At 59.4% G+C, this 22,590-nt stretch carries 20 protein-coding genes; 10 read left to right on the top strand and 10 right to left on the bottom strand.

Annotation, left to right across the window (positions count from 1 at the left end; translation table 11 throughout):
• The 5 genes from Q1A00_RS16670 to rpsL all read right to left on the bottom strand — a co-directional run.
• A partial coding sequence (locus Q1A00_RS16670; RefSeq protein ID WP_299757924.1) for a GTP-binding protein occupies positions 1-140 on the bottom strand: 140 nt, incomplete at its 3' end.
• Positions 141-202: 62 nt separating this feature from the next.
• Positions 203-1,084: a class I SAM-dependent methyltransferase gene (locus Q1A00_RS16665; RefSeq protein WP_366144822.1), complete on the bottom strand. Its 882-nt coding sequence runs from the start codon at positions 1,082-1,084 to the stop codon at positions 203-205.
• 51 nt (positions 1,085-1,135) lie between these two features.
• A complete protein-coding gene (gene fusA / locus Q1A00_RS16660) occupies positions 1,136-3,244 on the bottom strand; it encodes an elongation factor G (RefSeq protein ID WP_298406734.1) in 2,109 nt (702 codons plus the stop codon).
• A gap of 63 nt (positions 3,245-3,307) precedes the next feature.
• A complete protein-coding gene (rpsG, locus tag Q1A00_RS16655) occupies positions 3,308-3,781 on the bottom strand; it encodes a 30S ribosomal protein S7 (protein WP_298406731.1) in 474 nt (157 codons plus the stop codon).
• A gap of 12 nt (positions 3,782-3,793) precedes the next feature.
• On the bottom strand, positions 3,794-4,249 hold the full coding sequence (rpsL, locus tag Q1A00_RS16650; protein WP_298406729.1) for a 30S ribosomal protein S12: 456 nt from the start codon (positions 4,247-4,249) through the stop codon (positions 3,794-3,796).
• A 348-nt stretch (positions 4,250-4,597) separates the two neighbouring features.
• Here rpsL and Q1A00_RS16645 point away from each other — a divergent pair, with 348 nt between their 5' ends.
• From Q1A00_RS16645 to Q1A00_RS16625, 5 genes are all read left to right on the top strand, one after another.
• A complete protein-coding gene (locus Q1A00_RS16645; protein WP_298406727.1) occupies positions 4,598-5,371 on the top strand; it encodes a WecB/TagA/CpsF family glycosyltransferase in 774 nt (257 codons plus the stop codon).
• Between the two features lie 100 nt (positions 5,372-5,471).
• A complete protein-coding gene (locus Q1A00_RS16640; protein ID WP_298406725.1) occupies positions 5,472-7,025 on the top strand; it encodes an acyl-CoA carboxylase subunit beta in 1,554 nt (517 codons plus the stop codon).
• Positions 7,026-7,192: 167 nt separating this feature from the next.
• The gene (locus Q1A00_RS16635) at positions 7,193-7,660 is read left to right on the top strand and encodes an ATP-binding protein (RefSeq protein ID WP_298406724.1); all 468 of its coding nucleotides are present in this window, start codon (positions 7,193-7,195) and stop codon (positions 7,658-7,660) included.
• Positions 7,661-7,671: 11 nt separating this feature from the next.
• Positions 7,672-8,103: an ATP-binding protein gene (locus Q1A00_RS16630; RefSeq protein ID WP_298406723.1), complete on the top strand. Its 432-nt coding sequence runs from the start codon at positions 7,672-7,674 to the stop codon at positions 8,101-8,103.
• A 36-nt stretch (positions 8,104-8,139) separates the two neighbouring features.
• Positions 8,140-8,508 carry an STAS domain-containing protein gene (locus Q1A00_RS16625; RefSeq protein WP_298406721.1) on the top strand — a complete coding sequence of 123 codons (369 nt, stop codon included), beginning with the start codon at positions 8,140-8,142 and terminating at the stop codon, positions 8,506-8,508.
• Between the two features lie 63 nt (positions 8,509-8,571).
• Here the strand turns inward: Q1A00_RS16625 and Q1A00_RS16620 are convergent, their stop codons facing one another.
• The 3 genes from Q1A00_RS16620 to Q1A00_RS16610 form a co-directional block, all read right to left on the bottom strand.
• Positions 8,572-9,585, bottom strand: coding sequence for a bifunctional heptose 7-phosphate kinase/heptose 1-phosphate adenyltransferase (locus tag Q1A00_RS16620; RefSeq protein ID WP_298406719.1), 1,014 nt, complete (start codon positions 9,583-9,585; stop codon positions 8,572-8,574).
• 378 nt (positions 9,586-9,963) lie between these two features.
• Positions 9,964-11,178, bottom strand: a complete 1,215-nt coding sequence (locus tag Q1A00_RS16615) for a pyridoxal phosphate-dependent aminotransferase (protein WP_298406717.1) — start codon at positions 11,176-11,178, stop codon at positions 9,964-9,966.
• Positions 11,179-11,388: 210 nt separating this feature from the next.
• Positions 11,389-12,504, bottom strand: coding sequence for a hypothetical protein (locus tag Q1A00_RS16610; RefSeq protein ID WP_298489954.1), 1,116 nt, complete (start codon positions 12,502-12,504; stop codon positions 11,389-11,391).
• 446 nt (positions 12,505-12,950) lie between these two features.
• Here Q1A00_RS16610 and Q1A00_RS16605 point away from each other — a divergent pair, with 446 nt between their 5' ends.
• Positions 12,951-14,342 carry an FAD-dependent oxidoreductase gene (locus Q1A00_RS16605; protein WP_298407562.1) on the top strand — a complete coding sequence of 464 codons (1,392 nt, stop codon included), beginning with the start codon at positions 12,951-12,953 and terminating at the stop codon, positions 14,340-14,342.
• 101 nt (positions 14,343-14,443) lie between these two features.
• Positions 14,444-17,440 carry a serine/threonine protein kinase gene (locus tag Q1A00_RS16600; protein ID WP_298483074.1) on the top strand — a complete coding sequence of 999 codons (2,997 nt, stop codon included), beginning with the start codon at positions 14,444-14,446 and terminating at the stop codon, positions 17,438-17,440.
• A gap of 438 nt (positions 17,441-17,878) precedes the next feature.
• Here Q1A00_RS16600 and Q1A00_RS16595 read toward each other — a convergent pair whose 3' ends face one another.
• On the bottom strand, positions 17,879-19,165 hold the full coding sequence (locus Q1A00_RS16595; RefSeq protein ID WP_299757914.1) for a glycosyltransferase: 1,287 nt from the start codon (positions 19,163-19,165) through the stop codon (positions 17,879-17,881).
• A gap of 10 nt (positions 19,166-19,175) precedes the next feature.
• The gene (locus Q1A00_RS16590) at positions 19,176-20,285 is read right to left on the bottom strand and encodes an aromatic ring-hydroxylating dioxygenase subunit alpha (RefSeq protein WP_299757911.1); all 1,110 of its coding nucleotides are present in this window, start codon (positions 20,283-20,285) and stop codon (positions 19,176-19,178) included.
• Positions 20,286-20,364: 79 nt separating this feature from the next.
• Between Q1A00_RS16590 and Q1A00_RS16585 the strand changes: the two genes are divergently transcribed.
• From Q1A00_RS16585 to Q1A00_RS16575, 3 genes are all read left to right on the top strand, one after another.
• A complete protein-coding gene (locus tag Q1A00_RS16585) occupies positions 20,365-20,979 on the top strand; it encodes a sulfite oxidase-like oxidoreductase (protein ID WP_298407569.1) in 615 nt (204 codons plus the stop codon).
• The gene (gene nfi / locus Q1A00_RS16580; protein ID WP_298407572.1) at positions 20,966-21,637 is read left to right on the top strand and encodes a deoxyribonuclease V; all 672 of its coding nucleotides are present in this window, start codon (positions 20,966-20,968) and stop codon (positions 21,635-21,637) included. The genes Q1A00_RS16585 and nfi overlap by 14 nt, the downstream gene beginning before the upstream one ends.
• Positions 21,638-21,732: 95 nt before the next feature.
• On the top strand, positions 21,733-22,590 hold an 858-nt coding region (locus Q1A00_RS16575; protein ID WP_299757907.1), incomplete at its 3' end, for a lamin tail domain-containing protein.

Raw genomic sequence — 22,590 nt, 5'->3', positions numbered from 1 at the left:
TAAGCCATAAACTGGGCGGCGCCCTTCAGCGAGAGCACCTTGGTAATTGCCGCCGTCAGCGTCGTCTTACCGTGGTCGACGTGGCCGATGGTGCCGACGTTAATATGCGGTTTCGTCCGCTCGAATTTCTGCTTGGCCATTGCGTTGTTCCTCCGCGTTTCTGCGCGATCTGCTTATCTTATCCTTATCAGCCGGATGCGGCTTATTCCCGATCAGACCAAACGGCATAAATCGCCGTGGGCAACAAGCGGCGAGTAGTCTGTTCTGGAATAGCCAACTCGCCGGCAGTTACATACCCATGAAATGGCGCCATCGTCTCGGCAAGCAGATTACCGATTGTCAGCGCCGAAATGGTTGTCGCATAAGCGCACACCAACACACCTAACGGTTGCTGGCTGAGCAATGCAGCGCATTGAGCCAGCAATTGCGGCAATTGTTCGTGCAAGCGCCAAATCTCACCATTTGGCCCGCGCCCAAACACCGGCGGGTCGAGCAAAATCAAATCGTAGCGATTTCCACGCCGCAATTCGCGGGCGACAAATTTACCGACATCATCGATCAGCCACCGGATCGGGCGGTCGGTCAGTTCGGCCAGCGCCTGATTCTCTTGCGCCCAACGCACGGCGGGCTTTGAAGCATCGACGTGCGTCACGTGCGCGCCGCAACGGGCGAGATGCAGGCTGCTCAATCCGGTATATCCAAACAACACCAACGCGCGCGGCTGGGTACGGCGCTGCACTTGCCGGGCCAACCATTCCCAATGGGCGCTATGTTCCGGAAAAACGCCCGTATGGCGAAACGGTGTCAAGCGTAGCCAGCAACGCACCCCATTGGCATTAATCGACCATCGTTCGGGCAACGGGCGATGTTGTTGCCATTCACCCGGCCCCTCATCGCCGCGCGTGCGGCGAAAAGTCGCATCAGCCTTCCGCCATTCGGTCGCCGACAAATGCGGCGACCAGATCGCCTGCGTCTCCGGCCGGGCCAATACATACGGGCCAAACCGTTCCAATTTCGCGCCATGGCCTGAATCGATCAACTCATAATCAGACCAAGGCGGCGGCGTCAGCAGGCGTAGTTCCATCTTCGCAGAAAAGGGACGACCGCGCGGGGCGGCCATCCCCGTCCTTCCTCACTAATTTGCGCTGCGCTTCTCGATAATCTCCTTGGCCAATGCATCAGGCAGTGGCTCGTAATGGTCAAACTCCATCGACGAAGTAGCACGCCCCTGCGTTGCCGAGCGGAGATCAGTCATATAGCCAAACATATTGGCCAGCGGCACAAAGGCGCGCACCACCTGCGCATTGCCGCGAGCTTCCATACCTTCGATGCGGCCACGGCGCGAGTTGAAATCACCGATCACGGTACCAAGGAACTCCTCAGGAGTGACCGTCTCGACCTTCATGATCGGCTCGAGCAATTGCGGCTTGCCGCGGCGAACCGCTTCTTTGAGACACATCGAAGCCGCGATCTTAAAGGCCATTTCCGACGAGTCAACCTCGTGGTACGAACCGTCATACAGCGTCGCCTTGATGTCAACCACCGGATAGCCAGCGATCACACCAGTTTGCATCGCCTCGCGCAGGCCTTGCTCGACGGCGGGGATATACTCTTTGGGAATCACACCGCCGACGATCGCATTGACAAACTCGAAGCCACCGCCGGGGGGCAACGGCTCGAACTTAATCTTGACGTGGCCATACTGGCCCTTACCGCCGGTCTGGCGAACAAAGCGGGTCTCGTGATCAACCGGGATGGTGATTGTCTCGCGGTACGAAACCTGCGGCTTGCCCTGATTCGCCTCGACCTTATACTCGCGGCGCATGCGATCGACGATCACCTCAAGGTGCAACTCACCCATGCCCTTGATAATCGTCTGGCCGGTCTCTGGGTCGGTGTAGACACGGAAGGTCGGGTCTTCTTCAGCCAACCGGCTGAGCGCGATCGACATTTTATCTTGGTCAGCCTTGGTCTTCGGCTCGATGGCCAACTCTATCACTGGCTCAGGGAAGCGAATACTCTCAAGCACGATCGGGTGATCGGGATCGCAGATTGTATCGCCGGTATAGGAATTCTTGGGGCCAACCATCGCCGCAATTTCGCCAGCATACACCTCATCGATATCTTCACGATGATTGGCATGCATGCGGAGGAGGCGGCCAAGGCGCTCACGTTGGCCACGGGTCGAGTTGAGGACATACGATCCCTTCTCGATCTTGCCGGCGTAGACGCGGAAGTAGGCCAGCTTACCGACATACGGGTCAGCAACGATCTTAAAGACCAGTGCAGTAAATGGCTCATCGTCGCTGACGCGGCGAGTAATCACCTCAACCCCCTCATCACCCATCACCTGACCGGGCAAGGTACCGGTGATAGCGGGGCGATCAAGCGGCGAAGGCAGGTATTCGATAACAGCATCGAGCAGCTTCTGGACGCCCTTGTTACGGAGGGCCGCACCACAGAGCACCGGCACCAGCTTGCGTTCGATAGTCGCCTTACGTAGACCGCGCTTCAGCTCCTCGACGGTCAACTCTTGGCCTTCGAGGTAAAGCAGCGTCAGCTCATCGTCGGTCTCGGCGATCATCTCGATCAGCTCGTTGCGTGCCTTTTCAGCGGCGGGACGCAGCTCAGCAGGAATCTCCTCTTCGCGGATATCCTTGCCGAGGTCGTCATAATAGATCGTAGCCTTCATCGAGAAGAGGTCGATCGTACCGCGGAACGTATCTTCGACGCCAATAGGCAACTGGACAATCGCCGGCTTTGCGCCGAGGCGATCCTTAATCATCTGCACGCAGCGCTCGAAACTCGCGCCAACGCGATCCATCTTGTTGACGAAGCAGATGCGCGGCACGTTATACTTATCGGCCTGTCGCCAGACCGTTTCCGACTGAGGTTCAACGCCAGCCACGCCGTCGAACACGACGACGCCGCCGTCGAGCACGCGCAGTGATCGTTCCACCTCTACCGTAAAGTCGACGTGGCCGGGAGTATCGATAATGTTGATCCGATACTCAACGCCATTGAGACGCCAAGGGGCAGTCGTCGCTGCGGCGGTGATGGTAATCCCGCGCTCCTGCTCCTGCGGCATCCAGTCCATCGTTGCGGTACCCTCGTGAACCTCGCCGATCTTGTACGTGCGGCCGGTATAAAACAGGATCCGCTCGGTCGTCGTGGTCTTGCCCGCGTCGATATGGGCAATAATGCCGATATTGCGTACCTTGTCGAGTTCGATCTGACGTGGCATACCCGTCACATACTCCTACGTGAGGCGACGCAAGTCGCCGTATCCTCTAAACCGAGACCGGCGCTAGAGCCGGCCATAGTGGGCGAAAGCGCGGTTGGCTTCCGCCATGCGGTGAACATCTTCCTTCCGCTTAATCGTCGCGCCGGTATTGTTATAGGCATCGATCAACTCGGCGGCGAGGCGCTCAACCATTGGCTTACCCGAGCGAGCGCGGGCCGACATCAGCAACCAGCGCATCGCGAGCGAATAGCGGCGGTCGCTCTTAACCTCGACAGGCACCTGATAGGTGGCGCCGCCGACGCGCTTGGGCTTCACCTCGATCGAAGGGCTTGCATTGCGCAGCGCCTGCTCGAAAATTTCCATCTGCGGCTTCTTAAGCCGTTCGGCGGCAAGATCAAGCGCCTGATAGACGATCCGCTCGGCGAGGCTCTTCTTGCCGCGCTCCATGACCTTGTTAATAAACTTCTGAACGAGAACGCTATTGTAGCGCGCATCCGGCGGAACTGGCCGCCGTTCAACCGTACCGCGACGGGGCATACCGCACCTCTCTTACTTCTTACCGCCCTTGCCAGCGGCTGCACCCTTGCCGACCGGCTGATTCTTCTTCGTACCGTACTTGCTGCGACCCTGTTTGCGACCGTTGACACCCTGCGTATCGAGCGTGCCGCGCACGATGTGATAGCGCACACCGGGTAAGTCCTTGACACGGCCGCCGCGGATCAACACTACCGAGTGCTCTTGCAAATTGTGCCCCTCGCCGGGGATGTATGCCGTCACCTCAAGGCCGTTGGAGAGCCGCACGCGGGCGATCTTGCGCAGCGCCGAATTGGGCTTCTTCGGCGTCATGGTCGTCACCTTGGTGCAGACGCCGCGCTTCTGTGGCGATCCGCGGCCGCGAGACAGCTTCCCCTTCAGCGAATTGTAGGTGAAGCGCAGGGCCGGGGCTTTGGTCTTTTTCACCACCGGCTTGCGCGGCTTCCGAACAAGTTGGTTAATGGTCGGCATCTAATGCTCTCCTTTAAACCGGCCTGCGATCAACAAGCTTTTGTAGACAAAATAATAACTGGCCCAGAGATCTGGTCGCAGTATGCCACTGCGCCTTAGAAGTGGGCCGCATGGCGCACAAACATTCTGCTGCGCAATTTCTTCGCAGCAGTATCGGAGTATAGCACTGTCACTAGGCTTTGTCAAACTGGACAACGAATGGGGGAACGGATGAACGAATGTCACGAATGAGCAAATGGGGGAGGGGGCGTAAGGAATTTGGGTGGTTCTGCTGTGCGACGTTGGCTTTGTTTGTAGCCGGATGCGGTATGATGAGAGACGATACACCGCGTCTTAGCAGGAATAGCGATGAGATCAGGCCGGATTGATATTCTGGGGATACCGATTGACGATGTAACCGAGCCGGAGGTGGTGGCGCGGGCAGCGGCGATGATCGAAGCCGGCGGGCCGCACCAGATCTGTACGGTTAATCCGGAGTTTATTATGGAAGCACGGCGTCATCCGGCATTTCGCGCGGTGTTGCAGGCGTCTGATTTGAATACGCCCGATGGTTTTGGCGTGCTGCTCGCAGCGCGCTGGTTGGGCACGCCGTTACGGGGGCGGGTGACCGGAGTGGAGTTGACGCAACGGTTGGCCCAGCTCGCGGCGGAACGCGGCTACCGTATCTTCTTGTTAGGGGCGGGGCCGGGGGTGGCGGAAGCGGCGGCGGCAGTGCTGCTCCAACGCTGGCCGGGGTTGCAGATTGCCGGCTGCTATGCCGGTTCGCCGGCGCCGGAAGCTGATGAGCAGCAGCGCAAGATCATCGCTGCGGCGCGGCCTGATATCTTGCTGGTGGCGTATGGCCATCCGCGCCAAGAGTTGTGGATCGCGCGCAACCAGCCGTTCGTGCAGGTGCCGCTGGCAATGGGTGTAGGCGGGACATTTGATTATCTAGCTGGGCGGGTGCCGCGCGCTCCGCAGGTAATACGCCGGTTGGGCTTGGAGTGGGCCTTCCGCTTGGCGGTGCAACCGGCGCGCTGGCGGCGGATTATCGATGCGGTGCCGGCGTTTGCGTTGGCTGTGCTCTGGCAGGGCCGGCGGGGCAGAGAATCGGGAATGGGGAGTGACGGAGCAGAGAAATAAGATCGATTGCTCGTCGTCACGAGGGTGATCATACATTCAGGAAGCGTGATCTAAACCGTATTGCCGGCGGCGCAAGCCGGCGCTGGAAGCGAGGAGTGCTATGGCGCAGACCACAGCGGAAAAGATTGCAGCGCTGCGCGAGCGGCGCGAACGAGCGCGCAATCAAGACCCGGCGGCAATTGCCCGCCAGCATGAACGTGGCAAGTTGACCGCGCGCGAACGGATTGAGCGTTTGCTTGACCCCGGTTCGTTTGTTGAACTCGATGCTTTTGCCGTTCATCGCACCTCGGCGTTTGGTATGGATCGGCGTAAGCCCTTGGGCGATGGCGTCATTACCGGTCACGGCACAATCGATGGCCGTCCGGTGTGTGTGTTTGCGCAAGATTTTACCGTCTTCGGCGGTTCGCTCGGTGAGGTGTTTGCCGAAAAAATTTGCAAGGTGATGGATCTGGCATTGCGAATGGGAGTGCCTTGTATCGGGATTAACGACAGCGGCGGTGCGCGCATTCAAGAGGGTGTGGTAAGCCTCGGCGGTTATGCCGAAATCTTCTACCGCAATGTGCTCAGTAGTGGCGTCATTCCGCAACTCTCGATCATTGCCGGCCCTTGCGCCGGCGGCGCAGTCTATTCGCCGGCAATGACCGATTTTATTTTTATGGTCAAAAACATCAGCCAGATGTTTATTACCGGGCCTGATGTGATCAAGACAGTAACCGGTGAGGAGGTTGGCTTTGAAGAGTTGGGCGGGGCGATGACCCATAACACGCGCAGCGGCGTGGCCCATTTTGCTGCTGATACCGAAGATGAGTGCTTTGACCAGTTGCGAATGCTGCTGTCATTCTTGCCGGCGAATAATATGGAAGATCCGCCGTACCAGCCGCCAACCGATGATCCAGAGCGGATGGACGAGGAGTTGCAGAGCATTGTTCCCGACAATCCGCGTAAAGCCTACGATATGATCAAAGTGATCGAATCGGTGGTGGACGATGGCTTCTTCTTTGAGGTGCAGCCGGCGTGGGCGAAGAATATTGTGATTGGCTTTGCCCGGCTCGATGGGCACGTGGTTGGCGTTGTCGGCAATCAGCCGCTGCAAATGGCCGGCACGCTCGACATTGACAGTTCGGTCAAAGCAGCGCGGTTTGTGCGATTCTGTGACGCCTTTAATATTCCGCTTGTGACCTTTGTTGATGTACCGGGCTTCTTGCCGGGCACCCAGCAAGAGTACGGAGGGATTATTCGCCACGGCGCGAAGTTGCTTTACGCCTACTGTGAGGCGACGGTGCCGAAGTTGACAGTGATTACGCGCAAGGCATACGGTGGCGCGTATGATGTGATGGCGAGCAAGCATATTCGGGCCGATTTCAACTTCGCGTGGCCGACGGCCGAAATTGCGGTGATGGGAGTTGATGCCGCCGTGCGGATCATCTTCCGCAAAGAGTTGGCTGAAGCCGATGACCCGGCGGCGCGGTTGGCCGAGCTGGTGGAAGATTATCAAAATCGTTTTGCCAACCCGTATGTCGCTGCCGAACGCGGCTATATCGATGCCGTGATCGAACCGCGGGAGACGCGCCCGGCTCTGATTCGCGCGTTGCGCCTAGCCCGCACCAAACGCCAGAGCCTGCCCGCGCGAAAACATGGCAATATTCCGTTATGATGAGTGTGATCGCGGCTTGAGATCTGGTAACACGCTTGTTGATGCCTGTGCTATCATAAATGTGTTGCATCAATATGTAGAGCCGTTGCGAAGCAACGGCTCTATGACCAATTTTGTTGCCTTACAATAACTCTATAATTTGACGCTCGTAAGGTGGGAAAACAGGCATGAGCGATGCCGAGGGCGTGACCGGACAGGTGATTGAACTGCGTCTGCCAAGCCGGCTAGGGTATGAACGGATCGCGATGGATACAGCGGCGGCGCTGGCGCGGCGGATGGGTTTGGCTGATGAGCGGATTGACGCTTTGCGCACTGCCATCGGCGAAGCAGTGACCAATGCTATCGAGCACGGTAACCAAGCCGATGCAGCGATGAAAGTGGTGGTCGTGCTGACCGTGCGCCCCGCTGAGCTGATTATTTGTGTGTCAGATCAGGGGCGGCGGGCGCTAGCGCTTGAACAGACGAAGACGCAGCCTCGTATCGCTGATGCCTTCCAACGCGCTGATAAGGGCGGTTGGGGCATTTGGCTCATGCGTGAATTAATGGATGAAGTAGAATTTACCCTAGCGCCGGGCGGTGGGAATCAGGTGCGAATGGTTGTCCATCTTGAACGCTCGCCGGTTGGTGATCAATAAGCCGGGACATTATGCAAATCATCCTCCCCAGTATTCTCGGCTATGAAGTGATTGCGCGTGACGCAGTGGCTTCATTGGCTCGACGCTGCGGCATTACGCCAGAGCGCGTCGAAGATGTAAAGACGGCGTTGTGCGAAGCGTGTATGAATGCGATCGAACATGGCAATCGATCCGACCCGCAGCGCAAAGTGCAGGTGCTCTGCACTGTGGACGAACAACGTTTGGTGATCGAGGTCTCTGATGAGGGCGGTTCGTTGCCGATGTTGCCGCGCAAGCCGGTTCAGTGGACGTTTGAGCAGCGCGCTTCATTGCGAGGGATGGGTCTGATGCTCATTGTTACGCTCACCGATGAGGTGAGTGTCGTGGCTGATCCGAACGATGGCACGTGTATGCGGCTTGTGTTTTACCGCAATCTGGTAGGGGACAGCGTGAGCGCATCGTGATCTGCCGGATGACGGTGGATGATTGAGGAGCAATCGATGTTAGAAGATGAGTTGACCGTCAATATTCGCCATCGCGATGGTGTGGCGATTATCGATCTGATCGGTGATGTGACGACATTCGCCGAAGAGAAGATTAACGGCGCTTACCGGCAAGTAACGGCGAGGGGCGATCGGTTTATTCTGCTCAACTTTCGCCAAAACGATTATATTAATAGTGCTGGGATTGCCATTCTGATTGGGATTGTCACCGAGGTGAATCAGAATGGGCAGAAGCTGGCGGTCAGTGGGTTGTCGCCTCATTTCCAAAAGATCTTTCGTATGGTCGGTTTGGCGCAATACGCCGAAATCTATCAGACCGAGGAAGATGCGCTCAGCGCGTTCAGGCGCCTAGGAGCAGTGGAATAGCTTTGTTGCACTAGTAGTGTATTTGCTGTTCGTGTTCGCCCTCTCGCCCGAATCGCGAGAGGGTTATTCTGTATTAACGGCCGCGCTAGCGGCAGCTAATTCATCTGGGGTAACGACAGCATTCCCCAACCGCCGCACGACCAACGCCGCCGCGATGTTGGCCAGCGCTGCCGCTGTGCGTCCGCGACAACCGGCAGCCAATGCTAGCGTGGCGACGGCAATAAAGGTATCGCCAGCGCCGGTAGTGTCGAAGACTTCGCTGACCCGGTGGGCAGGTAGTTGTTGGTACGGCTCGTCGTCGCCGATCAGCGCCAACCCTGCCGGGCCGCGAGTGACGATGACCAACCGCGCAGCGAGTGCATGATAGAGACGGGCAATGCCATCCGCCATTGTCGTATCGTCGAGCAAGGGTATACCGAGGGCTGCCGCCGCTTCGGCATCGTTGCAGCGAAAGAGATCGGCGGAGCGGTAGTAGTGCGAATTGCCTTGGGCATCAACGGCAAAGATGACCCCGTGTTGGCGACAGTGATCGCGGATCGCGGTCACCACCCGCGGCGTGAGTAAACCCTGTTGGTAATCGGAACAGATCACTGCGTCAGCAGCCGGTAATTGCTGTTCGAGCGCTGCAATCACTCGATCCTCTTCGGCAGGAGTCAGCGGTCGGCGATCGAGCCGGTCGAGGCGGGCAACTTGCTGGGGCAAGCGGGGCGCGGCGTCGGCCAGAATGCGCGTTTTGCGAGTAGTTATGCGATCGGTGACGACGATCACGCCGCTGTCGTCAATTCCTGCCGCGCGCAGCAGCGCACGCAAATGCGCCCCTTCCTCATCGTTGCCGACAATCGCGATCAGGCTGGCTTGCGAGCCGAGCGCTACCACATTGCGGGCCGGATTGGCCGCCCCGCCAAGGATCGTTTCTCGCCGCAGAAATTCGAGCACGGGAATCGGTGCTTCGCGGGAAAGGCGGGTGGCTTTGCCGTACAGGTATTCGTCGAGGGTGATGTCGCCGACCACGACGATCCGCCGGCCAGCAAGGATGGAAGGGTTCGGTAGATCGTGGTAGGGTGAAGTGTCTGCCATACTCAGGGTTGATGGTTCTGATCCTAGCGATCTCATCTCGGTCTCGGCGTGTAGGTGGGCAGGGGGAGATTGGCAGGTGAAGGTGGCGAATCCTCGGCCCTCTCCCCATTCGAGTTCAGGGGCGGACAGAACGTCTAGTCCGGAACTCGGCCCCTCAGGGCTGGGCTAGAGTTACGAAGCCCGCTGCACGGGCTAATAGTCCTCGCTCTCAGCCCTCTCCCCCACCAGTGGGAGAGGGAGCGCGATGCCGAGCGTTGCGGCATTACACAGCGATTAACACCGTTGCGTTCGCCCAAACGTTCTGTCCGTCCTTCAACCTGTGCGAGAGAGGAGCGCAACGGTGTTAGCGGTTGAAGTGCTGGCTCATCTCTCAGTGTGCTACCCGCTAAGCACAGCCTCGCGGAAGCGTTGCATACCGATCCGGATCTCTTCGCTGCTAGTTGCATACGACAAGCGCAGATAGCCGGGCGCGCCAAAGGCTTCGCCGCCCACGCAGGCAATGTGCGCCTCTTCAAGCAGGTACAGGTTGAGTTCGTCGCTCGTCTTACACACCTTGCCGTTGCGCAGCGGACGGTTGAGCAGCGCGCTGACGTTGGGGAAGACGTAGAACGCGCCGTCGGGCACGGTGCAGGTCACGCCGGGGATTTCGGCCAGCAGTTCGAGAATGAGATCGCGCCGGCGGAGGAACTCGGCAGTCATCGCTGCGACGGTGGCTTCGATCTCCGGGTTGGGTGTGTATGCCGCCAGCGCCGCGTCTTGTGAAATGCTTGAGGTGTGGGTACTAGTGTGGCTTTGGATAGCCTTGATCGCCTCGATGATCGGTTGCGGGCCGGCCACATAACCGACGCGCCAGCCGGTCATTGCGTAAGCTTTGGCAGCGCCGTTGACCACCAGCGTGCGATCGGCTAGATCGGGCGCGATGCGCAACAGGCGGGCATACGGTACATACGAAATCGCATCGTAGATCTCGTCGGTGATGATAATCGCCGAATGATCGCGCAGCACGTCGGCCAAGGCTGCTAACTCCTCAGCACTGTACACCGCGCCGGTTGGGTTTGAGGGTGAATTGAGTACCACGATGCGGGTACGCTCGCTCAGGCTGGCGCGCAGTTGATCGGGTGTCAGCTTGAAGCCGGTCTGCTCGGTTGTTTGGGGCGTGATGGGAGTTGCGCCGGCCAATTTGGCTTGCTCGACATAACTTACCCAATATGGAGCAGGAATCACCGCTTCATCACCTTCATCGCAGAGGGCTTGGAAAGCGAGATAGAGGGCCTCTTTCGCGCCGGTGGTGACGGTCACTTGGTTGATGCCATAGGTTATGCCCTGATCGGCGGTCACGCGAGCGGCCACTGCTTTGCGCAGCTCAAGCGTTCCGCCGGTAGGAGTATAGTGGGTATGGTTGGCATGAATGCCGGCAATGGCAGCCTGCTTGATCGGTTCAGGGGTGTCGAAATCAGGTTCGCCGACGCTGAAAGAGATGACCTTAATGCCGGCGGCGCGCATCTGGGCGACGCGGGCTGTCATGGCGGCGGTGGCCGAGGCTTCCAGCGCGGCGAGGCGGCGGGCAAGGCGATATTCCAGCTTAGCGGACATTGAACGCTCCTGTCTGGTTGGCTCTATGTGGTGCGCACATACCAAATGTTGTAGATACAATTACTGCGATTATACCAGAGACGGGTACAGGTGGCGACGGGCAGCGGCAGGCTGGGGAACAGGGTTGGTTCATCAGGTGTGAAATGCGGTAGTTTGACTGCTGCACTCTGTATTCCGTAGCCGCTGTATCGCGGTTTCTTCAGCCAGCGGTTACGGATCGATCACCTCTGGCATTACTCCATTACGGGCATATTCCTGCACCGCCAAATAGATCGCGCGCGGCGTGCCGTCGGGATGGACAAAATTCCACGCATCGGGGTACGAACGGGTCAGGAAGGGTGTGCTGAATTGCCAGAGGATGGTCGCTTCGAGCCACGGATAGCGCCGCGATTGTTCATAGGTGGCGATCGTCCAACGCAGCCGGTCGGCGGGACGCACCGCGCCGCTCCAGCGCGGATGGTCGTTGTAGCCGCCCTCGGTAATGATGATCCGCTTATCAGCGCCGCCGAGCCGGTCAAGCAGTTCGCGCACCAGCTCGATGCGGCGAAAATTGACTCGATCGAAGGCAGGTGTAGCATCAGGCGGTTCCAGTCCGCCGTAGGCATGCACAGCCCACATGTCGAAAAAGGGAAAGGCGCCAGCATCTGCCAGTGATGCGAGGAATTGCATATCGTCCATGCGCAGTGTGCCGTCTTCGAGGCTGGGGCCGGGCGAGAGCGCGCCGGCAATCACGATTGCCTCAGGCGCGACGGCCTTGATGGCTGGGTAGACATGCTTGAGCAGGTCGGTATACGCGCCGGGGTCAGGCGGGCGTTCACCCCACTCGAAGCGCAGATTTGGTTCATTCCAGATCACAATATGGCGCACGCCTTGCGGCGCGTAGCGCGCAGCGAACGCGGCGGCGAAATTGGCAAAATCGGCAAAGTGATCGCGGTCGAGGTAACGGTCGGTGGTATTGGGCGGGCGGGCCCACGCCGGCACAATGTCGAGCCGGGCGACGACCTGTAACCCCTGTGCGCGGGCGTGGGCAATTACCATATCGGCTCCTACCCAATCAAACCCGTAGCGTGAACGTGGTTGGATATAGGCCCACGGAAAGAGTTCGACGATCCAACGAGCACCCATCTCGTTGACTTGGGCAAAGGTGCGCCGAATGTACGCTTCGTCGCCAATGCCGGTGAGGCGGGTATGAATCCCGATCAGGGGATTAGTTGTTATCACCGTGCGTGGCGGCGGCGGATCGAGCGGGCGGGGCAAGCGTGGGAGCAAGAATTGCCCACTCATGAGCACGGCCAAGGCAAGAGCGAGCAATACGCGGTGAAGCATAGGGCAGGCGTCAGTGAGCGTAACGGTAACGATTGTAGCGCAAACATGTACTTGCATTGTACCATTCTTGGCGTTGATAGGGGTGGGTTGGTATGGTCGCTTATGTCATTGCGAGGGAGTGGCGGCATCTAGCGTAGCTGGATACCGACCGGAGCAATCCCCTGCTCTGGCGGACAAGCTGCCTGAGCATCGTTGTGATTGCAAGGGGGCGCAGCCTCTGAAGCAATCTCCCGCTTTAGCAGGAAGGGACGCTGAGGGGGCGTGTCGCGCTCGTGGGGCAGAGCACCTTTTGCCCATCCGAATCGGTCGCAGTAACATAATGGATTGGCGATAGGTTCATCTTGTGCAAGGGCTGTTCATTTTCCTTGCGCGCCCATGCTAACCGTGCTATAAAGATGTAGGTTGTTCATTTTTGCACATTGAATAGCGACAGGAAGCATACCACTATGCGGATTGTGATTGCAGGCGCCGGCCCAGCCGGTATGGTGGTCGCGCGGACGATGGTCGAGCGTGGTCACGAGGTGATTGTGCTTGAGAAGCGGAACGTGCCCGGCGGTAAGGTGTCGGCATGGCAGGATGCTGATGGCGACTGGATCGAGAGCGGATTGCACGTCTTCTTCGGCGCATACCACAACCTTCTCGCCTTCCTTGAGCGGTATGGCTTGGGTGATACCTTCAATTGGAAGCCAGCCGAGATGATCTTTGCCTCTGAGCGCCATGGGTTGGCCCCAATCCGCTTTGTGCCGTGGCTGCCGACCCCACTCAATGGATTGGCCGGTGTGTTGGCCTTCAAGCCGCTCTCATTGGGCGATAAATTGCGCATGGGCCTAGGGCTGATGCGCGTGATCTTTGGCGATCAGAAGTACGTGGACGAGCAGGATAACGAGACCTACGCTTCGTGGCATCTCCGCCATGGGATGGGCCAGCGTTCGATTGACGAAGTGATGCATACGATGGCGCTGGCGCTCAACTTCCAGCGCGCCGATCGGGTCTCGGCCAAGTTGCCGCTGACGGCGATGCTCCACTTTGCCCACGAGAAAGAAGCGCCGCGCATGGCGTTGGTGAAAGGTTCGCCTGATACCAACATTTGGCGGCCCTTGATTGCACAGATCGAGCGGCTCGGTGGCCGGGTTGAGCTGAATGCGCGGGTGGCGGCGATTGAGTATGACGCTGAGACGAATCAGGTCAGCGGCTTTCGGCTCGATGATGGCCGTCTGATCACCGGCGATGTTTACGTTTCGGCGATGCCGGTGCATAATTTGCGCAAAGTCATCCCGCCAGCGCTGCGCGAGATGCCATATTTTGCGAATTTGAGTCATCTGAAGGGTTCGCCGGTGATTACAATGCAGCTCTTCTTTGACCGGCGCATCGCCGGGGTGGATAACCTGCTGTTTAGCGCCGGTACCCATCTGAGCGTCTACGCTGATATGGCGATGGTGGCGCCGGAGTATCACAAGGGTGAGCACAGCATTATGCAGTTTGTGGTTGCGCCGGCAGCCGAATTGATCAATCTGCCCGATGATGAGCTGGTGCAGTTTGTGATGAGCGAGTTTGTCCGCTTGCACCCAATTGCCCGTGAAGCCAAGCTGCTTAAGCACACGATCGTGCGCATTCCCAACTCGGTGTATCAGGCCTTGCCGGGGGTCGATAAGTACCGGCCTGATCAGGCCACGCCGGTGCGCAACTTCTTCCTTGCCGGCGATTACACGCGCCAGCATTTTCTAGCCTCGATTGAAGGGGCAGTGATCAGCGCCAATCGCTGCATCGAGCGAATTACCGAAGCGCAAGCGCGGGGCGATCTGATGTTGCAACCGCACATTCTCGCCGCAGCCGATTGAGACATCCCGTATACTGATGGTAGCACACGCTCCACCACCCGTCTGCCAGAGGGCGGGTGGTGGATTCGGATTAGCGGTTGTCTATCTGCCAAAGGGCTGCCATGCTCGCTATCAATACCTTACTCAATGGTCATTACCGCATTACCGTCGCGCTCGATGCCTATCCTGATGCCGAGCTGTACCGCGCGATCGATCAGCGTTCATCGCTGCGCGTGTTGATCACAGCTTTACCTCAGCCCAACCAGAACGCAGTGGCAGATGTCTTACGGCTGGCACGTGAGTTGGCGCAAGTCCATATGCCGGGGTTGCTGGCATTGCGTGATTATTTTGCTATCGATCAGGTCTGCTATCTGGTGGCTGACGATCCCGGCGGTGCTGACCTTGAGCGGTTTGCCCGCGAGCGCGGCGCGCCCCTTCCTGAAAGTGAGACGTTAGCGATCGTTGACCGGCTATTGCAGGTGCTCGAACGCTTGCACGCGCATCAGCCGCCGCTCTTGCTCGGCGATGTGCGCACGTGTGATTTCTGGTCGTCACCTGAAGGCGGGTTGAGTCTGGCCCCGTTTGCTTGCGCACGTCACGTTGGCTTTGAAGCTACGCCATACCGGGCGCCTGAACTGTACGATCACGCGGTTGAGCCGGCGCAGGTGAGTGATATTTATGCGATTGGCGCTGTGCTTTACCACTTGCTGACCGGTTGGCCGCCACCGCCGGCTCACCAGCGCCAAGCCGGCGTACCACTCAACGCGCCGCGTGCGCTTAACTCACAGGTGTCGGTGCTGGCCGAGCAGCTTACCCTACGAGCGTTGGAACTAAAGCCGGCTAATCGCTATCAACGGGCAAGCGAGATGCGCAGCGCGCTCGAGACGGTGCGGTTGATGGCCGGGCGACCAATGGGGGCGATGTCCCCGGTTGAGCAGATGGTTGCGGTTGCGCCAACCTCGGCTCCGCCGCCGGTTGCGCCAACCCCGGCTCCGCCGCCGCCGGTTGTACCGGCGCCTTTGCCGCCAGCCCCACCGCCCGTCGCTGCTCCGGCAGGAGCTACCGCAACTGTTGCCGCACCGTCGCGCCCATTCATTAGCACGTCGTGCCTGTTGGCTATCGTGGGTGGCCTTGCTATCATTGCCCTTGGTGTTTGCGTCGTTGTTGCCGTGCTTTTGGGTCTCTATATAACCAATAGTTCGCTATTTAGCTGGATCGGAGGCGCATCAGCGATGGCGCCGACTATGCCGGCCCTGCCTACCCCAACCGCAGCAACGGCGGCAGAGTTGTTGCAGCAGGTCGAAGCGATTACCCAAACTGCCCAGTTGCGCGAAGATGGGCTTGGAGCCGCGGCCTACAGTCCCGATAACCAAGTGGCGGCAGTCGCTGTGGGTGCGGTGGTGCAGTTGCGTAATGCCGAGACGCTGGTGTCGCAGACGACGCTCAATGGCCATACTGGTGATGTCAGTGCGCTTGCGTTTAGTCCCGACGGTGCGATCCTCGCTTCCGGCGCACAAGATGATCCGGTCGTGCGGTTGTGGGATGTACGTAATGGGCGTGAGTTGGCCCAGTTGCGCGGCCACGATGATTGGATTCGCTCGCTGGCGTTTAGCCCCGATGGTCGCCTGCTGGCTTCGGGCAGCGCTGATCGCACCGTGCGTATTTGGGATGTGGCGAGCAGGCAGGCGGTCGTGGTGTTGCGTGGCCATACCGATCTGCTCGGTAATGTCGCGTTTAGCCCTGATGGCCAACGCTTGGCTTCGGCCTCGCGTGATGGGACGGCGCGTTTGTGGGATGTAGCCAGCGGGCGGCAGATTGACGCCTTTCGCTTCAACGCGCCGGTTGAGCCGCAGAGCAATACGCCCTTTTGGTTGACCGGGATCGCTTTTTCTCCCAACGGACGCCAGATTGCGGTTGGTTCGATCAACGGCAACGTCTACCTGCTCGACGCTGCGACCGGCAATGTTCAGCACGAATTGCGCGGACACGACGGCTGGGTGGTTATTCGCGGCGTCGCTTATAGCCCTGATGGCCGCTTGCTGGCCAGCGCCAGTCTCGATGGCAGTGTGCGGTTGTGGAACCCGGCCAACGGCGCTGAGCGCGGGGTGTTACGCCAGCGCGGCTTGCGGCTGCTAGGGTTGAGCTGGAGTCCTGATGGCAAACGGATTCTCGCCTCAAGCGATATGGGTGGTAATTTGGTAGTTTGGGATGTCGATACCACTGAAGTCATCCAGAGCTTTCAGGTCACGCAGGGGGTGGTGACAGGGGTGAGTTATGGGCCAGATGGCAGCCTACTGGCAGCAAGTGGCGCTAATGGCGCGGTGCGGGTGCATGTGTTGGAGAGCGGGCGAACCATAAGCCTTGACGGCGGAGCGGCGACGACGCGCTATATCGAGTTTATTAGCGATACCGAGGTAGTAGCGATTAGCGAAGCCGGCGAAATTGTGACGATCGATCTGATTAATCGCCGGCCCAACGAGCAATTGAGCGGCATGAACGGGTTTCCGCTCAATCTAGCGGTAAGCCCTGATCGAAGCTTGATCGCCGTCGGCAACGAGCGTGGAGAGGTGTACATCTGGGAGACTGCGAGTCGCCAGTATCTCCGCCGGCTAAGTGGGTTAGGCGGGCCGATCTATACCCTTGCCTTTAGCGGGGATGGCGCGTATTTAGCGGCGGCCACCAATCAACCCGCCGATGCGCCGCAGATTGCCGTCTGGGAGATGGCGCGCGGCGGGAATCCGCAGATCCTGCGCGGCCACAATGGCCCGATCACGAGTATTGTTTTTTATAATACCTTCCTGCTTAGTTCCAGCAGCGACGGCTCGTTGCGCGTGCGCGACGTAGCGCGCAACAACGCAGAAGTGTTTCAGATGAGCTTGCCCGCCGATCGCGGTTGGTTGAGCTGTCTGGCGGTGACGCCTGATGGTAACGTGCTCGTTGCCGGCACGATCAGCGGTCATTTGGCATTCTATCGCTTTACCGACGGCAACCTGCTGCGCGAAATCGACCTTGCTGCCGGTGCGGTGCTGGCCGTAGCGATTGCGCCGGACGGTTCACAGTTGGCAGTTAGTACCCGCGATGAGGGGATTTTGCTATTCGATCTGACACCGGTGACATAACACAAGTTGTATCCGCTCAGGTGTCTCTGGGTCGTGGTGAGAGCACCCCCTCCCCGCTTGTCATTGCGAGCCGCCGGAGGTGGCGAAGCAATCCCCTGCGAGCACGAGCGCAACCCGCTCCACGTCTGTGCTCGCGTCCCGCTTGTCATTGCGAGCCGCCGGAGGTGGCGAAGCAATCCCCTGCGAGGACAGGAGATGTGCCTTGCGCGGGATGCCTGTCGCTAGAGTGGGAGATTGCTGTAGAGTCCACTCCCTTGCCCTGACAACAACGCTCAGGCAGGCTGCGCGTAAACACGGGAACTTGCGGCAGTCAGACGACCTCAAGCATCGCTGGAGGCCGCTGCTTGTCCGATCCTAACCTCACGTGTGGAGGAGGTGGGCGACTCCTTCCCCCAGTGGAGGCTGGGGTGGGGGTCATACGCTGCCGCTCTCCGCTTGTCATTGCGCGCCCTTGCTATCCCCAACGAAGCATTCCCCCCTCGCAAGGTGGAGTTGTCTGGTTACCCATTGCTCAAGCTGTTCTACCGCAGCCATCACCCCACCCTCCGAGCGCATCTGTCTGGCGATATCTGCAGCGCGTGCGCGGTGGGTGGGCGATAGCGCCTGCTGTAGTGCTGCGCTGAGCCGTTCAACCGTGAGTTCACCCACCGGCAGCGGGGCCGGATTGGCGCCGGTGAGATGCGCGCGCCATGCCCAAAACGGCTGGTCGGCGGCAAATGGCACGATCACCGCCGGCAGGCCAGCGCGGAGGGCGGCGGCGGTGGTGCCTGCCCCGCCGTGGTGGATCATCGCGGCGGCTTTGGGCAACAACCAGTCGTGGGGAATGTCGCCGGCGAGGTAGATGTAGTCAGGTGTCCATTTCGGCAGCAAATTGCTCCAACCGTGCTGCACGATCCCGCGCTGGCCAGTGCGCCGGAGGGTCTCGATTATGATTGTCGCCATGCGCGGTGCCTCGCGGCTCGCCATACTGCCGAAACTAACCACTACTGGCGGTGGCCCGCTGGCGAGAAAGTTGGCCAGATCGGGTGGTGGTTGCCAGTGTGGCTGATGAAGGTACCATGGGCCGGTTTGCCTGCTTAAGGGTGCTGTTCCCGGCGGCACTAGCGCCTTGCTGTAGGCCAGCAAGAGCGGAATGGCGCGGCCCGGCGCGGCCCATGGCAAGCGCGGCGGGCCGATGTCGGGGTTGAGCTGGCGCAAGATGTGGTAGGTCACACTTTGACTGGCGCGAAAAACGCGATGGGCAAAGACATGGCTTAGCCGCCGCCAGCGGAAATCCATCCGGGTGGTGGGCCACATCAGGTTGGCCAGCTCGGCTGGCGGATCGAAAAAGGGAAACAGATCAACAGCGCATTCGGGAATGCCGTAGTGTTGCGCGTACAGATGGCCGAGGGCGACCGTCAAAAAGGTATGCACAATCAGATCGGCGGATTTGGCTGCATGTCGGATACGGCGCGCTACCTCCGCCCCTAACGGCAGGGCGAACCGGTAGATGATGCTGATCAGGCGCAATGGCCGGCCACGGGCTTCATCGGCAATCTGGCGCGTAAGGTGTTCGATGTCTCCCGGTAGGGGTACGAACGCGATCCGGTGTTCGGCGGCAAGCTGGCTAAAGCGCGCCGGTGCGGCCAAGACTGGCTGGTGGCCGGCAGCGCGCAGCGTCGCTCCCAGTGCGACAAAGGGCTGGACATCACCGCGGCTACCGTATGTGAACATTAAAACGCGCATAGATGATTGATCACTCCGCTTCCATGACCCGCAGATACTCTTGGTCAAATTGCCAGAGCAACCCTTCCGATTGGGCATACGGACCGGGCCGGTAGGCGCGTGAGCTAACCCCTTGCTGCGAGAGTTCGCAGACATGCCAATCTTGCCGGTTTGTCCGATCCCAGAATGTCACTGCGTCGGTGGGGTCAAAATTGGCTGCAGCCATCACTTCCGGTGCAAAGTACCATTCGCAGATGACGGTGGTTGCGTCAGGCCGGGGCGGAATGAGCCGGTGCGCCATCACGTAGTCGGGGTGTAGACTGAGCAACAGGTTGGGAAAAATGGAGTAATAGTAGACACGCCGCTGATCTGCTGCGGCGAGACCGGGCAGCGGCGAGCGGTGGGTGTGGCCGTCGAGAGTCATGCTTTCGTGGGTCAGTTCCATATAGCCGCCCAAGAAGGGGCCGCTGGTTAAATCATTGCGCCCGCTCTGCCACGGCGAGACGGCCACTAGTTCGGGGTGGATAAGCGGGCAATGGTAGCATTCCGAATAGTTAGCAACAATCAGTTTCCAGTTGGCGGTTACCTCGTAGACGATCTGTGCGCCGCGTTGGAGCCGGGCCACATCCCATGCCTGAAACTTGCCGATCAGCGGCGCAAAGGCTTGCGCGAACGGCGTTGGCTGATCAGCCAGTGACACAAACACAAATCCGTCCCATTCGGCGACGGCGGCGCTGATCAAGGGCCAGTCTTCACGCCGAAAATCGGGTGCATCTTGCATATAACGGGCCGTTGCCAGCGAACCATCGAGCCGGTATGTCCAAGCGTGGTACGGGCAGATAATACTCTCGCCGAGCTGGCCGTGCGCTGCGGTGCAGAGTCGCGCCCCGCGATGACGGCAGACGTTATAATAGACGCGGAGTTGCTCGCTCTGATCGCGGAGCAAGATTAAGTTTTCGCCAGCGACCTCGATCAAACGATAATCACCGGCAGCCGGCGCATCGGCGCTGCGTCCAGCGCAGATCCACTGGCGGGCAAAGATACGCTCTTGTTCGCGGGCAAACACTTCCGCCGAGGTGAAGTAAAAACCGGGCAAGGTGTACGCCGGACGATCAAGCGAAGCGCGCATAAAGGTGACCATACCCAAATCCTTTCACATGCGATATAATGCCATTTGAAAAGGAACTTCTATCGATTATCCAGTGGCGAAGGAGGGACGAATGTTCAACCCGTTCAAGCGGAAGGATCAGACGCAATCTGGACCGGAAGGTCGCGTCCCGCCGGGACAATACGTTACCGAGAAGTTTCCGGTGCTGCACTATGGAACTGTCCCTCAGTATACCAATGTTGCCGAACAATGGGATCTGCGCTGCTGGGGTGAATTGGCTGAACCGGCGCGTTTTAGCTTCCGTGAGTTTCGCGCCTTGCCGACCGTTACCATCAAGACTGACATTCATTGCGTGACGCGCTGGAGCAAGCTCGATACGGTGTGGGAAGGCGTTAGCTTCCGCGAGTTCTTGCGCCATATTCCGCCGCTGAAACCGTCGGCCCGTTTCGTGATTGCCCACAGCGAGCAGGGATATACTGCCAATCTGCCGCTCGACGTGTTGCTCGATGATGATGTGCTGTTGGCCTATAAGTATGATGGGCAAGAGCTAACGCCGGAGCACGGCTACCCATTGCGCTTGTTGGTGCCGAAAAAGTACTTCTGGAAGAGCGCGAAATGGTTGCGCGGCTTAGAGTTCCTCGATCACGATCGGCTCGGTTTCTGGGAACGCTACGGCTACAACAACAATGCCGATCCGTGGCGAGAAGAGCGGTATGCCGACGATTGATGACCACGATGAGCGGATTGCGGCGGCGATTGCTGAGCAACAGGCGTTGCGCCAGCGCGTCGTCTTGCGCGATGCGTTTGGCGAGTTGCGTTTGGTGGCCGGCGTTGATGCCGGTTTCGAGCAAGATGGCGCTGTGATCCGCGCCGCAGTAGTGGTGTTGCGTTTCCCTGAGTTGACACCGGTTGATTATGCGCTGGTGCGTCAGCCGGTGACCTTTCCATATGTGCCGGGTCTGCTTGCCTTTCGCGAAGCGCCGGCGATCATGACCGCGCTCGACCGGTTGCGGATGCCGCCCGATCTCGTGATCTGCGACGGGCACGGGATTGCCCATCCCCGCCGGTGCGGGATTGCTTGCCACATCGGGGTGTTGCTCGATTTGCCAACGATTGGGTGTGCCAAGCAACGTCTGATTGGTCGCTTTACCCCGCCCGTACCTGAACGCGGCGCGTGTAGCTCGCTCTCCGATGGTCACGAGCAGATCGGTTGGGTGCTGCGTACGCGCGCCGATGCCCAACCGGTCTTTGTCTCACCCGGCCATCGGGTCAGCCTCGATCGCGCCCCTGAGCTGGTGATGGCCTGCACCACGCGCTTTCGCCTGCCCGAAACCACTCGCTTCGCCCACCGGTTAGCCTCGCACGGCCAGTTGCCGCTCGTTTGAACTAGGAATTTGCAAATTGGCGACAATTTCCGCGCATCTTTCGCCCACTTCGCGCGGTTTCCTTAGTAGAGTGATCAAACTACGGAGGAACTGCCGTGCGTTGGTGGGCAATTATCACAATCTTGCTCGTGCTAGCCGGAACGTGGCTCCAGCCGCTAAAGGCGCAACCGCCGTTGGTGCTGATCAACGAAGTGATGCACAATCCCAGCACTGGCCCAGAATGGGTTGAGCTGTACAATCCCGGCCCGTTGCCGGTCGATCTGAGCGGTTGGCGGATTGATGATGTCACCATTGGCGGCCCGCATACCCTCATCGCTGAGGGAACGGTCATCTCGCCCGGTGGCTTGGTGGTGGTGATATTGACGAGCGCCATCCTCAATAACGGCGATCCTGATCAGGCGCAGTTGAGTAATCGGGTGGGCCAGATCGTTGATCAAAGCCCCTTGACCGTCGTCCCGCGTGATCAAACCATTGCCCGCCAGCCTGATGGCAGCGCCCATTGGCAGATTAGTATGCCGACGCCGGGAGCATGGAATAGCGGGGAACCACCCGCACCCGCCGCGACGGCGACAGAGGCAACGTCCCATCCTAGTACCTTCCCTCCAGAGGAAGACGATCCTGATCCCAGCCCTCTCCCGGCAGAGGAGGATAGCAGCCCCCACCTTACCCCTCCCTCGATCGAGGAGGATGATAATGTGCCGGCGACCGCGACGAGTACGGCGACCGCGACGAGCACGGCGACCGCGACGAGCACGGCGACCGCGACGAGCATGGCGACCGCGACCGCGACCAGCACCGCAACGCCGGTTGCGGCATTTGATCAGGTCATCATCAACGAAATCGCGGCGGCAGGCGAGAATGAGTGGGTCGAAGTCTACAATCGTGGTGCGAACGCGGTTGACCTCAGCGGGTGGGTCTTAGAACGGGTGAGTGCGAGCGGGAGTATGGTGCGC

It is taken from the genome of uncultured Chloroflexus sp., assembly GCF_938091255.1.
GTDB lineage: Bacteria > Chloroflexota > Chloroflexia > Chloroflexales > Chloroflexaceae > Chloroflexus.
Note: the sequence above shows the minus strand (reverse complement) of the source record. Positions and strands in the feature narration are given on the sequence as shown.

What these genes read in the sequence shown, in the direction of transcription:
- fusA (WP_298406734.1), bottom strand. Translation starts at nt 3,244, where the DNA reads ATGCCACGTCAGATCGAACTCGACAAGGTACGCAATATCGGCATTATT.
- Q1A00_RS16620 (WP_298406719.1), bottom strand. Translation starts at nt 9,585, where the DNA reads ATGGCAGACACTTCACCCTACCACGATCTACCGAACCCTTCCATCCTT.
- Q1A00_RS16610 (WP_298489954.1), bottom strand. Translation starts at nt 12,504, where the DNA reads ATGCTTCACCGCGTATTGCTCGCTCTTGCCTTGGCCGTGCTCATGAGT.
- Q1A00_RS16645 (WP_298406727.1), top strand. Translation starts at nt 4,598, where the DNA reads ATGAGATCAGGCCGGATTGATATTCTGGGGATACCGATTGACGATGTA.
- Q1A00_RS16605 (WP_298407562.1), top strand. Translation starts at nt 12,951, where the DNA reads ATGCGGATTGTGATTGCAGGCGCCGGCCCAGCCGGTATGGTGGTCGCG.
- Q1A00_RS16635 (WP_298406724.1), top strand. Translation starts at nt 7,193, where the DNA reads ATGAGCGATGCCGAGGGCGTGACCGGACAGGTGATTGAACTGCGTCTG.
- Q1A00_RS16600 (WP_298483074.1), top strand. Translation starts at nt 14,444, where the DNA reads ATGCTCGCTATCAATACCTTACTCAATGGTCATTACCGCATTACCGTC.
- Q1A00_RS16640 (WP_298406725.1), top strand. Translation starts at nt 5,472, where the DNA reads ATGGCGCAGACCACAGCGGAAAAGATTGCAGCGCTGCGCGAGCGGCGC.
- rpsL (WP_298406729.1), bottom strand. Translation starts at nt 4,249, where the DNA reads ATGCCGACCATTAACCAACTTGTTCGGAAGCCGCGCAAGCCGGTGGTG.
- Q1A00_RS16615 (WP_298406717.1), bottom strand. Translation starts at nt 11,178, where the DNA reads ATGTCCGCTAAGCTGGAATATCGCCTTGCCCGCCGCCTCGCCGCGCTG.
- rpsG (WP_298406731.1), bottom strand. Translation starts at nt 3,781, where the DNA reads ATGCCCCGTCGCGGTACGGTTGAACGGCGGCCAGTTCCGCCGGATGCG.
- Q1A00_RS16590 (WP_299757911.1), bottom strand. Translation starts at nt 20,285, where the DNA reads ATGGTCACCTTTATGCGCGCTTCGCTTGATCGTCCGGCGTACACCTTG.
- Q1A00_RS16625 (WP_298406721.1), top strand. Translation starts at nt 8,140, where the DNA reads ATGTTAGAAGATGAGTTGACCGTCAATATTCGCCATCGCGATGGTGTG.
- Q1A00_RS16585 (WP_298407569.1), top strand. Translation starts at nt 20,365, where the DNA reads ATGTTCAACCCGTTCAAGCGGAAGGATCAGACGCAATCTGGACCGGAA.
- Q1A00_RS16630 (WP_298406723.1), top strand. Translation starts at nt 7,672, where the DNA reads ATGCAAATCATCCTCCCCAGTATTCTCGGCTATGAAGTGATTGCGCGT.
- Q1A00_RS16595 (WP_299757914.1), bottom strand. Translation starts at nt 19,165, where the DNA reads ATGCGCGTTTTAATGTTCACATACGGTAGCCGCGGTGATGTCCAGCCC.
- Q1A00_RS16665 (WP_366144822.1), bottom strand. Translation starts at nt 1,084, where the DNA reads ATGGAACTACGCCTGCTGACGCCGCCGCCTTGGTCTGATTATGAGTTG.
- nfi (WP_298407572.1), top strand. Translation starts at nt 20,966, where the DNA reads ATGCCGACGATTGATGACCACGATGAGCGGATTGCGGCGGCGATTGCT.